Below are 12,514 nucleotides of genomic sequence, written 5' to 3'. Positions count from 1 at the left end.
CAATCAGAAGTGGGTAACCGATGTAACCGAGTTCAAGGTCGCCGAGCAAAAGCTCTACCTCTCACCCGTCATGGACTTGTACAACGCCGAGATCGTGGCATACGAAATGGCTAGCCGGCCCTGTTACAGCCTGGTTGGAAACATGCTGGACAAGGCGCTTGAGAGGCTGGGCGAGACGCCAAAGCTGGTGATGCACTCGGATCAGGGCTGGCACTATCAACAGCCTCAGTATCGTCAAAAGCTCTATCAGCGCGGCGTAAAACAGAGCATGTCGCGCAAAGGAAATTGCCTGGACAACGCGGCCATGGAAAGCTTCTTTGGTACGCTCAAGTCAGAGTTTTTCCACCTAAAGCGATTTGAAAGCGTCGAAGAACTGAAGGCGGGTCTGGATGAGTACATTCATTACTACAACCATGACCGCATCAAGCTAAGGCTTAACGGCCTGAGCCCTGTTGATTACAGGGCTCAGGCTGCTAGCTGAAACTGTCCAACTTTCTGGGGGCAGTCCAAAGTGTGGGAGCGGGCTTGCCCCGCGAAGAGGCCCGCACAGGCAACCTAGATTCAATAGAACACCCGATACCCCACCAACCCCACCGCCTCATTCAGCAACTGCCCGCTCTGCCACATCGCCCGGCTCTCTGGCAGCAACCCGGCAAACGGCCGGGCATGATCACGCCCCAGGAACCCCATCGGCGCTGGCACCACCTCGAACCCCGCCTGCTCAAAGCTGAAACGCGAACGCTGCATGTGCCAGGCCTGGGTCACCACCACCACGCGACGAATACCCAGCGGCTGCAGAATATCCGCCGTGAACCGCGCATTTTCCCAGGTGGTACGGCTGGCCTGCTCTTGCCACTTCACCTCGACGCCAAAGTCTTCACGCAAGCGGTCCGCCATCAACCGCGCCTCGCTCGGCGGCGTACCGTAGTGCAAGCCACCGCTGGTCAGCACCGGCAACCCCGACGCCTTGGCCAGCCGCGCAGCAAAGCGCATGCGCTCAAGGGCCGTTGCCGTAGGCTGGTCATCCCCACCCCAGGCCGGGTCACCGCGCTCACGCCCGGCACCTAGCACGACGATGGCATCCGCCCTACCGGCAAGGCCTGCCCACTCGCTGACCTGCAAAGGCGGTTCGGTTTCCAGCAACCGTGCCGACTCCTGCACCACCAGGGGCAAACTCATCAGCCACAGGCCACCCAGCCCCACTGCAAAGCACAGCGCCGCCAGCCGCGGGCGGCGGGTACGCAGCCACCAGGCGGCCAGCAGCAGCAGGAACAGGACGCCCGGCGGCATCAGCCATTGCTTGATGAAGAATCGAATGGGCATCGGCTACACCTCCATGGAAGGCGTGCAGCCTAAGAGGATCGACGCCGGGCAACAAGTGTGCGGCCGGCGACGATCGTGAGAAGTGTATTGAAGAACCGGCGCGCGATGGCCTGCGCCTGGCGTCCTGAACGGCTAACGATGCGGCAGCGTCCTGGATCTCGCCGTGCTGGCGGGGCGTTTCTTGTCCTTGAGCCAGATGATCTTGGCCGATGTCGGCTCCGCTTGCGGGTAACTGCCGGCACAGGCATTTTGGCGCTCCGGAAGGGATTCCAGGTAGGCCTTGATCACTTCGAACTCTGCGTGGCTAAGGCCGCGCAACTCCAGCTCGGCTGGACTCTCGTCGCGCAATCGTACCGACGTCCGGGCAACTTCCAATGCCAGGCCAAGGCGGTCGATCAGGCGTTCGTAAAGCTCCGGTTTGATTGCGGGTAGCTGCGTCTCTCCCATCCGTTCACCTCATTGAAGATAAAAATATCTCCCCCCACACCTGAGCTTAGCGTCACTCTAAAAAGCAGCCGTTTGCCGCGACCAGCGGGCATTCGCAATCAAGGTTTCCCACGATGCGCAGCGCTGCTGTATGCTACGGCGTTCACTCTAAACGACACCGGAGTACCGGTTGCAGCGAGGTTCCGCTGCCTGGAACAAGGTCTCTTCTCTCTCAGCCAAAAGTAGCCATGCACGAACAATACACGCCCCGTGATATCGAAGCCGCCGCCCAGAACTTCTGGGACGAGCAACAATCGTTCGCTGTTACCGAACAGCCAGGCAAAGACACCTACTATTGCCTATCGATGTTCCCGTACCCGAGCGGCAAGCTACACATGGGCCACGTGCGCAACTACACCATCGGTGACGTGATTGCCCGCTACCAGCGCATGCTGGGCAAAAACGTCCTGCAGCCGATGGGCTGGGACGCTTTCGGCATGCCCGCAGAAAACGCGGCGATGAAAAACAACGTCGCCCCGGCCAAGTGGACGTACGAAAACATCGACTACATGAAGACCCAGCTCAAGAGCCTGGGCCTGGCCATCGATTGGGCACGTGAAGTCACCACCTGCAAGCCGGACTACTACCGCTGGGAACAGTGGCTGTTCACCCGCCTGTTCGAAAAGGGCGTCATCTACCGCAAGAACGGTACCGTGAACTGGGACCCGGCCGACCAGACCGTGCTCGCCAACGAGCAGGTCATCGACGGTCGCGGCTGGCGTTCGGGCGCGCTGATTGAAAAGCGCGAAATCCCGATGTACTACTTCCGCATCACCGACTACGCCGACGAGTTGCTCGAGAGCCTCGACGAGCTGCCGGGCTGGCCTGAACAGGTCAAGACCATGCAGCGCAACTGGATCGGCAAGTCGCGCGGCATGGAAGTCCAGTTCCCGTTCGACCAGGCCAGCATCGGCCACGAAGGCGCCCTCAAGGTCTTCACCACCCGTCCTGACACGCTGATGGGCGCCACCTACGTCGCCGTCGCCGCCGAACACCCGCTGGCCACCCAGGCTGCCCAAGGCAACCCGGCGCTGCAGGCGTTCATCGACGAGTGCAAGAGCGGCAGCGTCGCCGAGGCCGACATGGCCACCCAGGAGAAGAAGGGCATGCCCACTTCCCTGCTGGTAGAACACCCACTGACCGGCGAGAAGCTGCCGGTCTGGGTCGCCAACTACGTGCTGATGCACTACGGCGACGGCGCCGTGATGGCCGTGCCGGCCCACGACGAGCGCGACTTCGAGTTCGCCCACAAGTACAACCTGCCGGTCAAAGCCGTGGTGCGCACCAGCGCTGGCGATGAAGTCGGCAACGAGTGGCAGGCTGCCTACGGCGAGCATGGCCAACTGATCAACTCCGGCGAGTTCGACGGCCTGGACTTCGCCGGCGCCTTTGACGCCATCGAAGCCGCCCTGATCCGCAAGGAACTCGGCAAGTCGCGCACCCAGTTCCGCCTGCGCGACTGGGGCATCAGCCGTCAGCGTTACTGGGGCTGCCCGATCCCGATCATCCACTGCCCGTCCTGCGGCGACGTGCCGGTGCCGGAAGACCAGCTGCCGGTCACCCTGCCAGAAAACGTGGTACCGGACGGTGCCGGCTCGCCGCTGGCGCGCATGCCCGAGTTCTACGAATGCACCTGCCCGAAATGCGGCACGGCGGCCAAGCGCGAAACCGACACCATGGACACCTTCGTCGAGTCGTCCTGGTACTTCGCCCGCTACGCCTCGCCAAACTACGACCAAGGCCTGGTCGACCCTAAAGCCGCCAACCACTGGCTGCCGGTCGACCAGTACATCGGCGGTATCGAGCACGCGATCCTGCACCTGCTGTACGCGCGCTTCTTCCACAAGCTGATGCGTGACGAAGGCCTGGTCACCTCGAACGAGCCGTTCAAGAACCTGCTGACCCAGGGCATGGTGGTCGCCGAGACCTACTACCGCGTTGCCAGCAACGGCGGCAAGGACTGGTTCAACCCGGCCGATGTCGAGATCGAACGTGACGCCAAGGCCAAGATCATTGGCGCCCGCCTGAAGACCGACGGCCTGCCGGTGGAAATCGGCGGCACCGAGAAGATGTCGAAGTCGAAGAACAACGGCGTCGACCCGCAATCGATGATCGAAGCCTACGGCGCCGATACCTGCCGCCTGTTCATGATGTTCGCTTCGCCGCCCGACATGAGCCTGGAGTGGTCCGATTCCGGCGTCGAAGGCGCAAGCCGCTTCCTGCGCCGTGTCTGGCGTCTGGCCCAAGGCCACGTCAGCCAGGGCCTGCCGGGCAAGCTGGATGTCGCCACGCTGGACGACGCGCAAAAGGTCATCCGCCGCGCCATCCACGCCGCGATCAAGCAGGCCAGCACCGACGTGGGCCAGTACCACAAGTTCAACACCGCCATCGCCCAGGTGATGACCGTGATGAACGTGCTGGAAAAGGCCCCGCAAGCCACCGAACAGGACCGTGCCCTGCTGCAGGAAGGCCTTGAAGCCGTCACCCTGCTGCTGGCGCCGATCACCCCGCACATCTCCCACGAACTGTGGAAGGCGCTGGGCCACGACCAGGCGGTCATCGATGCTGGCTGGCCAGCCGTCGACGAGAGCGCACTGGTACAGGACAGCATCGTCCTGGTGGTGCAGGTCAACGGCAAGCTGCGTGGCCAGGTCGAAATGCCGGCCGCCGCCAGCCGCGAGGAAATCGAAGCCGCCGCCCGCAGCAACGAGAATGTCCTGCGCTTCATCGATGGCCTGACCATCCGCAAGGTCATCGTGGTACCGGGCAAGCTGGTCAACATCGTCGCCAATTGATGGCACGCCCGCCCGCAGGTTCTGCGGGCGGGCGGTACAGGCCCAAGAGGGAGCAACAACATGATCAAACGCAATCTGCTGGTAATCGGCCTGGCCGTCGTGCTCAGCGCCTGCGGTTTCCAGCTGCGTGGCACCGGCACCACCGAGCTGAGCGTCAAAGAGATGGACGTCAGCGCGCGCAATGCCTATGGCGAAACCGTGACCCAGCTGCGCCAGGTCCTGGAGCGTAACGGCGTCAACCTGCACGCGGGCGCGCCTTACCGCCTGGTGCTGACCAACGAGCAGGAAAACGAACGCGCCGCGACCTACACCGGTGGCAGCCGCTCGGCCGAGTACGAGCTGACCACGGTACTGAACTACAGCATCCAGGGCCTGAACAACCTGGAACTGCTCAGCGACAAACTGGAAATGCGCAAGGTCTACGTGCGTGACGGTTCCAACATCACCGGTTCCGAGCAGGAAGCCAAACGGGCACGTGACGAAATGCGCCGCGACCTGGTCAACGCCATGGTCGTACGCCTGCAGATGCTGACCCCGACGCAACTCGACGAGCTGCAGCGTAAAGCCGACGAACGCGCCCAGGCTGAAGCCGCCGCGCTGGAAGCGGCACGCCGCCAGCAGGCGGAAACGCCTCAGCAGTCGCCACTGGAAGTTCCGGGCAACTGAGCCCGTGCGGGGCACCTTAGGTGCCCCGCCTGTTTCCGATGAAACTCGCCCCCGCCCAACTCAACAAGCACCTGCAAGGCGCCCTGGCACCGGTTTACGTGGTCAGCGGCGACGACCCATTGCTGTGCCAGGAAGCCGCTGACGCCATCCGCGGCGCCGCACGCCAGCAAGGTTTCGACGAACGCCAGGTGTTCAGCGCCGACGCCAATTTCGACTGGGGCACCTTGCTCCAGGCGGGCGCCAGCCTGTCGCTGTTCGCCCAGCGCCGCCTGCTGGAACTGCGCTTGCCCTCCGGCAAGCCCGGTGACAAGGGTGCTGCCGCTTTGATGGAATACTGCGCCAGGCCGGCCGAAGACACGCTGCTGCTGATCAGCCTGCCCAAGCTCGACGGCAGCGCGCAGAAGACCAAGTGGGGCAAGGCCCTGATCGAAGGCGCCCATTGCCAGTTCATCCAGATCTGGCCGGTGGATGCGCACCAGTTGCCGCAGTGGATCAACCAGCGGCTGTCGCAGGCAGGCCTTTCGGCTCAACGCGATGCCGTGGACCTGATCGCCGCCCGGGTCGAAGGCAACCTGCTGGCTGCCGCCCAAGAAATCGAAAAACTCAAGCTGCTGGCCGACGGCAACCAGATCACCGTCGAGACCGTACAGGCGGCGGTCGCCGACAGCGCCCGCTTCGATGTCTTCGGCCTGGTCGATGCCATTCTCAATGGCGAAGCCGCGCACGCCCTGCGCATGCTTGAAGGCCTGCGCGGCGAAGGCGTGGAGCCGCCGGTGATTCTATGGGCCCTGGCGCGCGAACTGCGCCAACTGGCCGGGCTGGCCCAACAGTTCAGCCAGGGCGTACCGCTGGACAAGGCCTTCAGCCAGGCGCGGCCACCGGTGTGGGATAAACGCCGCCCGCTGGTCAGCAAAGCCCTGCAGCGCCTCTCGGCGCAACGCTGGGCCCAGCTGTTGCAGGATGCCCAGCGGATCGATGCGCAGATCAAGGGCCAGGCCGAGGGTTCGCCCTGGACTGGGTTGTCGCGTTTGTCGCTGCTGATGGCCGGCCAGCGGCTAGCGCTCCCTTCCGAATAGCCGGGGCCGCTTCGCGGCCCATCGCGACACAAGGCCGCTCCTACAGCAATCGCGTACCCCTGTAGGAGCGGCCTTGTGTCGCGATGGGCTGCATAGCAGCCCTAAGTCCCCAACCATATACACAATCAATTGGCCCTCCCCCACCCAGCGGCCTACAGTGCGCCCCGAAAGCCACCCATCGGGAATCCGCACCATGAGCAAAAAGCCGAAGAAGCACGGCCCCAACAAGGCCAAGTCGATCGTCGCCCAGCCACTGTTCCGCTGCCGCCAGGAACAACCGGACAAGGGCAAAGGTAGCTACCGCCGCGAAGCCTTCCAATCGAGAGATTGGGAGGCTTCTTACTTTTTGGCGGCATGAAAGCATCGAAAGCGCAGGCATGGTATGGTCGTCACCTGACCTGAAATTCTGGATCTGTGCATGCTCCTCAGCCTTCTTCCCCGTTGGAAATCCCGCCAGCTGATCGCGGCCTCCAGCTTCATCCTGCTCGTCGCCTGCGCGGAAAAACCCACCGCCGCCGATGCCTTGCCGCTGGCACCTGCCCAGCCCGCCCCGGTGGTGAACGTGCCTGGTGCAACGCCCGACGCCGGCACTACTGAGATCCAGCCCCTGCAAACCTTCGCGCAATGGCAGGCTGGCTTCCGCCAACAAGCCTTGCAGGCTGGCATTTCGCCGAACACCTTCGACCGTGCATTCCTCGGTGTCACCCCCGACATGGACGTGATCAAGGCCGACCGCAGCCAGCCAGAATTCACCCGCCCGGTGTGGGAATACCTGGAAGGCGCACTGTCGCCACTGCGCGTGCGCAACGGCAAGAAGCTGATGGAGCAGAATGCAGAACTGTTGACCCGCATCGAGCAGCGCTATGGCGTAGACCGCCAAGTGCTGGTTTCGGTCTGGGGCATGGAGAGCAACTTCGGCCAGTTCCAGGGCAGCAAGTCGGTCATTCGCTCACTGGCGACCTTGGCCTACGAAGGCCGCCGCCCCCAATTCGCCCAAGACCAGCTGATTGCCGCCCTGCAAATCCTGCAGAACGGTGATATCCAGCCAGAGGCCATGCGTGGCTCGTGGGCTGGCGCCATGGGCCAGACCCAGTTCATCCCGACCACTTACAACACCCATGCAGTGGATTTTGACGGTGATGGCCGCCGGGATATCTGGAACAGCACCCCCGATGCCCTGGCCTCCACAGCGCACTACCTGCAGAGCTCTGGCTGGAAACGGGGCCAGCCTTGGGGCTTTGAAGTGCAGGTGCCGGCCGGGTTCGACTTCTGGCTGGCCGACGGGTCGCTGCGCAAGCCGGTGAGCGAGTGGCTGCAACTGGGCGTGAAGCTGCCAGCCGGTACTCAGCTGCCCGCCAACAGCAATCAGCTGTCTGCCGCCCTGCTGCTGCCTGCAGGTGCGCGCGGCCCGGCGTTCCTGGTGCTGGACAACTTCCGCGCCATCCTCAAGTACAACAACTCGTCGTCCTATGCACTGGCCGTAAGCCTGCTGGGTGACCGGTTCTCGGGCTGGGGCTTCATTGCCGGCAGTTGGCCGAAAGAAGACCTGCCTTTGAGCCGCAGCGAGCGCATGGAGCTGCAACACCTGCTCAACGCCAGCGGGCATGACGCGGGCAACGCCGATGGCATCATTGGCGCCAACACCCGCAAGGCCATTCGCAATGCCCAGCAGGGGTTGGGATGGCCGGCGGATGGGTACCCGACGCACAAGTTGCTCGAGAGCCTGCGTCAGCAGTAAGAACGCTGGGGGCGCGTTGCGCCCCTTTCGCGACACAAGGCCGCTCCTACAGAAGTACGCGGTCCCCTGTAGGAGCGGCCTTGCGTCGCGAAAGGGCCGCAACGCGGCCCCACGATCTCAAGCCCTAAACAAATCCTGCTGCAACACCAGCCTCATCTCCCCACTGTCCAGCATCACCTCAGCCCCCAGCGGCAAGCACACGTTCGGATCACAATGCCCACTGCGCCACCCGGCCAGCACCGGCACGCCCAGCGGCCCGAAAATGTCCTGCAGCAGCGGCGTCAACGCCGCCACGGTGATCCCGGCAAAATCCCCCACCAGCACCCCCTTCACCCCCGCAAGCTTGCCCGCCAGGCGCAACTGGGTCAGCAAACGATCCACCCTGAACAACGGCTCGTTGACGTCTTCGATAAACAGAATGCAGTCCTGCGTATCGATCTCTGCCACCGTTCCCAGGGTCGCCCCCAGCATCGACAGGTTGCCCCCCAGCAAACGCCCGCGGGCAACCCCCGGCACCACGCAGCTCAACGCATAGTCGGTCGGATGCGCGATCGCATCGCCTGCACCCAGCTGCCCAATCAGTTGCGCCAGCAGCGACGACTCGGTCGGCTCAAGTTTGGCGCCCAACAGGTCGGCATTCAGCATCGCTCCATGGAAGGTCAGCAACCCGGTTTTGCGCTGGATAGCCGTGTGCAGCGCGGTGATGTCGCTGTAGCCGATCAGCGGCTTGGGGTTGCAACGGATCAGGTCAAAGTCGAGGCTGTCGAGCAGGCGCATGCTGCCATAGCCGCCGCGCATACACAGGATGGCGTCGATGGCCGGGTCAGCAAACGCATCGTGCAGGTCCTGCAGCCGCTGCTGATCGGGCCCTGCCAGGTAGCCCTGCGCCTGTTCAACGCCCGGGTAGATACGGCAGCGGTAGCCACGCTCGGTAAACCACTGGCTGGCCTTTTGCGCATCCAGCCGCGCCGGCCCGGCCGGGGCGACGATGGCAAAGCAGGCATTCTCCCCCAGGGCAGCGGGCAGTCGGGATTCAACGGTTTCGGCGCAATTCATCGCAACTCCTTGCAGTGCAGGGCACACAAACAAAAATGCCGATGCCGCCTTTCGGCGCGCATCGGCACGGGTGCTTCAGACCAGGCTCAGAGCTTGATCTTGGCTTCGTGAGCCTGCTGGTCAGCATGGTACGAAGAACGCACCAGCGGGCCGGAAGCCACGTTCTTGAAGCCCATCTTGTAGCCTTCTTCGGCGAACCAGGCGAAGGTATCCGGGTGCACGAAACGCTGTACCGGCAAGTGGCTGCGCGACGGCTGCAGGTACTGGCCGAGGGTCAGCATGTCGATGTCATGCTCGCGCATGCGGTGCATCACTTCGATGACTTCTTCGTCGGTCTCGCCCAGGCCGAGCATCAGGCCCGATTTGGTCGGTACGTGCGGGACCATCTGCTTGAACTTCTGCAGCAGGTCCAGCGACCAGTCGTAGTCCGACCCGGGACGCGCGGCCTTGTACAGGCGCGGTACGGTTTCCAGGTTGTGGTTGAAGACATCCGGCGGCTCTTGCGCGGTGATCTCCAGGGCCACGTCCATACGGCCACGGTAGTCCGGGACCAGGGTTTCCAACTGCACACCCGGCGACAAGGCGCGGATCTCGCGGATGCAGTCGGCAAAGTGCTGGGCACCGCCATCACGCAGGTCGTCGCGGTCCACCGAGGTGATCACCACGTACTTCAGGCGCAGGTCGGCGATGGCGACGGCGAGGTTCTTCGGCTCATCGAGGTCCAGTGGCTTCGGTCGGCCGTGGCCAACGTCGCAGAATGGGCAACGACGGGTGCAGATGTCACCCATGATCATGAAGGTCGCGGTACCGCCCGAGAAGCACTCGCCCAGGTTCGGGCAGGAGGCCTCTTCGCAGACGCTGTGCAGCTTGTGCTTGCGCAGCAGTTGCTTGATGCGGTCTACCTCGGGCGAGACCGGGATGCGCACGCGGATCCAGTCAGGCTTTTTCGGCAGTTCATCGGTAGGGATGATCTTTACCGGGATGCGCGCGACCTTGTCGGCACCACGCAGTTTGACCCCAGCTTCCACCTTCTTCGGCGCTGGGCGCGGGGTGGCATCCTGGGTAGGTATCAGGTTCGGCACGGCTTCTTGCACAGTTGTCATATTCAGTCGATTCCGCCCGTGAGGGTCGTCTGCTCAGCGTAGTCGAGGTGCTTGACCAGCTGTCCGCGCAGCCTTGTCCTGACCTCGTTGAGTTCGATCGGGCCTGCCAGATCGCGTAGCTGGGTCATGGCCAGCCCCGCATAACCGCAGGGGTTGATTCGGCGGAATGGCGCAAGGTCCATGTCCACGTTCAGGGCAAGGCCGTGGAACGAACGGCCGTTGCGGATTCGCAGGCCGAGGGAGGCGATTTTCGCTCCATCGACATAGACACCCGGAGCGTCGGGCTTGGCCGCCGCCTGGACATCGTAACTGGCAAGCAGGTCGATCAGAGTCTGCTCGATGCGGCTGACCAGCTCACGTACCCCAAAACCCAGCCGCCGCACATCCAGCAGCAGGTAGGCCACCAGTTGCCCGGGGCCATGGTAGGTCACCTGGCCACCGCGGTCGGTCTGCACCACCGGGATATCACCCGGAATCAGCAGGTGCTCGGCCTTGCCGGCCTGGCCCTGGGTGAAGACCGAAGGGTGTTCGACCAGCCAGATTTCATCCTGGCTGTCGGGCCCTCGCTGCTCGGTAAAGCGACGCATGGCTTCCAGCACCGGTTCATAGGGCTGCAGGCCAAGATCGCGAAAACCGAGGCAGGCGGACATCAGAGCACCATTTTCACGATGCCGGTAGCGCGCAGGGCGCTGTTGATATCGTGCAGCTGGTTCTCGCTCTCGGCAACGATGTGCAATTGCACCGTGGTGTACTTGCCTTCCTTGCTCTGGCGCTCGGCCAGCGTGGCGAGGTCGACCTTGGCGTGTTTGCTGAGGACTTCGATGACCATGTCCTTGAAACCGACAACGGTATCGCCGATGACCTTGATCGGGTAGTCGGCGCAGGGGAATTCGATTTTGTGCGACTTGACGTCAGGTTCGCTCATAGCGGAAACGGCCTCGTAAGCCGTGGCAACAACAACGCTCCCGCCTGAACAGCGGGAGCGTGGCAGGTCACGTTATCAGTTGAACAACCCGTAGAAGAATAGACGGATGCTATCCCACATACGGCGGAAGAAACCACCTTCCTCGACGCCATCGAGGGCGATCAGGTCGGCGCTGTGAACCACGTTCTCGTCCAGTTTGACTTCCACTTTGCCGATCACGTCACCTTTGGCGATCGGTGCGGTGAGCTGCGGGTTCATGGTCATCGAAGCCTGAAGGCGCTTCAATTGGCCTTTAGGCATAGTCATGGTCAGGTCGTTGGCCAGGCCAGCTTTAACCTGGCTGGTGGCGCCCTTCCAAACTGGAGCCTGGGTCAGCTCGGTGCCTTTCTGATAGAAGGTCTGAGTTTCGAAGAAGCGGAAGCCGTAGGTCAGCAGCTTCTGGGTCTCGGCAGCACGGGACTGCTCGCTGTTGGTGCCGAACACCACGGCGATCAGGCGCTGGCCGTCACGTACGGCCGAAGCCACCATGCAGTAACCGGCTTCGTCGGTGTGGCCAGTTTTCAGGCCGTCGACGGTCTTGTCACGCCACAGCAGCAGGTTGCGGTTCGGCTGCTTGATGTTGTTCCAGAAGAACTCTTTCTGCGAGTAAATCGCATAGTGGGCCGGGTCGACGTCGATGATCGCGCGCGCCAGCAGGGCCATGTCGTGCGCCGAGGAGTAGTGCTCGGGGTTCGGCAGGCCGGTCGGGTTCATGAAGTGGCTGTTGGACATGCCCAGGTCAGCGGCCGTCTTGTTCATCATGTCGGCGAAGGCGTCTTCGCTGCCGGCAATGTGCTCGGCCAGCGCAACAGACGCATCGTTACCCGACTGGATGATGATGCCGTGCAGCAGGTCGCTGACAGTCACCTGGCTGCCAACCTTGATGAACATGCGCGAACCACCGGTACGCCAGGCGTTTTCGCTGACGGTGACCGGGTCGTTTTCACCGATCTGGCCGCGGCGAATGTCCAGGGTGGCGATGTAGGCGGTCATCAGCTTGGTCAAGCTGGCTGGCGGCAGGCGCTCGTCACCGTTGTTCTCGACCAGCACGTTGCCGCTGGACGCGTCCATGAGTACGTAGGACTTGGCTGCCAGTTGCGGTGGTGCCGGCATCATCTGCTCTGCCGCGAAAGCAGCAGGCGTGATCATCAGCAGTACGGGCAGGCAAAGTCGTTTGGCAAGGTTGGTGATGTTCATCCGTCTCTCGAAAATCGCTAATGGTCTGAGATGTTGCCTGGGCCACATCGTGTGCCCAGCGCCAGTCAGTCTAGTTTTTAAGGCCTTGGGCCGAGCCCGCACACTGCGGC

The 12,514-nt window shown here is 63.0% G+C and carries 13 protein-coding genes; 6 read left to right on the top strand and 7 right to left on the bottom strand.

The features are described from left to right. The coding region (locus HU750_RS05560; protein ID WP_186677459.1) for an IS3 family transposase at nucleotides 1–481 on the top strand (481 nt) is incomplete at its 5' end. Nucleotides 482–561: 80 nt separating this feature from the next. Here HU750_RS05560 and HU750_RS05555 read toward each other — a convergent pair. Next, nucleotides 562–1,323, bottom strand: a complete 762-nt coding sequence (locus HU750_RS05555) for a YdcF family protein (protein WP_186677456.1) — start codon at nucleotides 1,321–1,323, stop codon at nucleotides 562–564. A 132-nt stretch (nucleotides 1,324–1,455) separates the two neighbouring features. Continuing rightward, on the bottom strand, nucleotides 1,456–1,770 hold the full coding sequence (locus HU750_RS05550; protein ID WP_027592621.1) for a hypothetical protein: 315 nt from the start codon (nucleotides 1,768–1,770) through the stop codon (nucleotides 1,456–1,458). Nucleotides 1,771–1,997: 227 nt separating this feature from the next. Here HU750_RS05550 and leuS point away from each other — a divergent pair, with 227 nt between their 5' ends. From leuS to HU750_RS05525, 5 genes are all read left to right on the top strand, one after another. After that, complete coding sequence (gene leuS, locus HU750_RS05545) at nucleotides 1,998–4,604, top strand: leucine--tRNA ligase (protein ID WP_027592620.1); 2,607 nt, start codon at nucleotides 1,998–2,000, stop codon at nucleotides 4,602–4,604. 60 nt (nucleotides 4,605–4,664) lie between these two features. Next, on the top strand, nucleotides 4,665–5,270 hold the full coding sequence (locus HU750_RS05540) for an LPS-assembly lipoprotein LptE (RefSeq protein WP_186677453.1): 606 nt from the start codon (nucleotides 4,665–4,667) through the stop codon (nucleotides 5,268–5,270). Between the two features lie 38 nt (nucleotides 5,271–5,308). Further along, nucleotides 5,309–6,346: a DNA polymerase III subunit delta gene (gene holA, locus HU750_RS05535; RefSeq protein ID WP_186677450.1), complete on the top strand. Its 1,038-nt coding sequence runs from the start codon at nucleotides 5,309–5,311 to the stop codon at nucleotides 6,344–6,346. Between the two features lie 193 nt (nucleotides 6,347–6,539). Next, nucleotides 6,540–6,704 (top strand): alternative ribosome rescue factor ArfA, encoded by a 165-nt coding sequence (gene arfA, locus HU750_RS05530; protein ID WP_016501800.1) that lies wholly within the window; start codon nucleotides 6,540–6,542, stop codon nucleotides 6,702–6,704. Nucleotides 6,705–6,764: 60 nt separating this feature from the next. Next, nucleotides 6,765–8,084 carry a lytic murein transglycosylase gene (locus HU750_RS05525; protein ID WP_186677447.1) on the top strand — a complete coding sequence of 440 codons (1,320 nt, stop codon included), beginning with the start codon at nucleotides 6,765–6,767 and terminating at the stop codon, nucleotides 8,082–8,084. A gap of 117 nt (nucleotides 8,085–8,201) precedes the next feature. On the opposite strand, the gene HU750_RS05520 is transcribed toward HU750_RS05525, so the two are convergent. The 5 genes from HU750_RS05520 to HU750_RS05500 form a co-directional block, all read right to left on the bottom strand. After that, a complete protein-coding gene (locus HU750_RS05520; RefSeq protein WP_186677444.1) occupies nucleotides 8,202–9,140 on the bottom strand; it encodes a S66 peptidase family protein in 939 nt (312 codons plus the stop codon). An 86-nt stretch (nucleotides 9,141–9,226) separates the two neighbouring features. Then, a complete protein-coding gene (gene lipA / locus HU750_RS05515) occupies nucleotides 9,227–10,243 on the bottom strand; it encodes a lipoyl synthase (RefSeq protein WP_027592615.1) in 1,017 nt (338 codons plus the stop codon). A gap of 2 nt (nucleotides 10,244–10,245) precedes the next feature. Then, complete coding sequence (gene lipB / locus HU750_RS05510; protein WP_027592614.1) at nucleotides 10,246–10,893, bottom strand: lipoyl(octanoyl) transferase LipB; 648 nt, start codon at nucleotides 10,891–10,893, stop codon at nucleotides 10,246–10,248. Further along, nucleotides 10,893–11,168 carry a DUF493 domain-containing protein gene (locus HU750_RS05505; RefSeq protein WP_012312556.1) on the bottom strand — a complete coding sequence of 92 codons (276 nt, stop codon included), beginning with the start codon at nucleotides 11,166–11,168 and terminating at the stop codon, nucleotides 10,893–10,895. The genes lipB and HU750_RS05505 overlap by 1 nt, the downstream gene beginning before the upstream one ends. A 75-nt stretch (nucleotides 11,169–11,243) precedes the next feature. Then, nucleotides 11,244–12,404 carry a D-alanyl-D-alanine carboxypeptidase family protein gene (locus HU750_RS05500; protein ID WP_027592613.1) on the bottom strand — a complete coding sequence of 387 codons (1,161 nt, stop codon included), beginning with the start codon at nucleotides 12,402–12,404 and terminating at the stop codon, nucleotides 11,244–11,246. Nucleotides 12,405–12,514: the final 110 nt, after the last annotated feature.

Origin of the sequence: Pseudomonas sp. SWRI50, from assembly GCF_014269095.1 — a bacterium.
GTDB classification, from domain to species: Bacteria; Pseudomonadota; Gammaproteobacteria; order Pseudomonadales; family Pseudomonadaceae; genus Aquipseudomonas; species Aquipseudomonas kermanshahensis.
The sequence above is the reverse complement of the archived record's forward strand: the minus strand, read 5'-3'. Positions and strand labels throughout refer to the sequence as shown.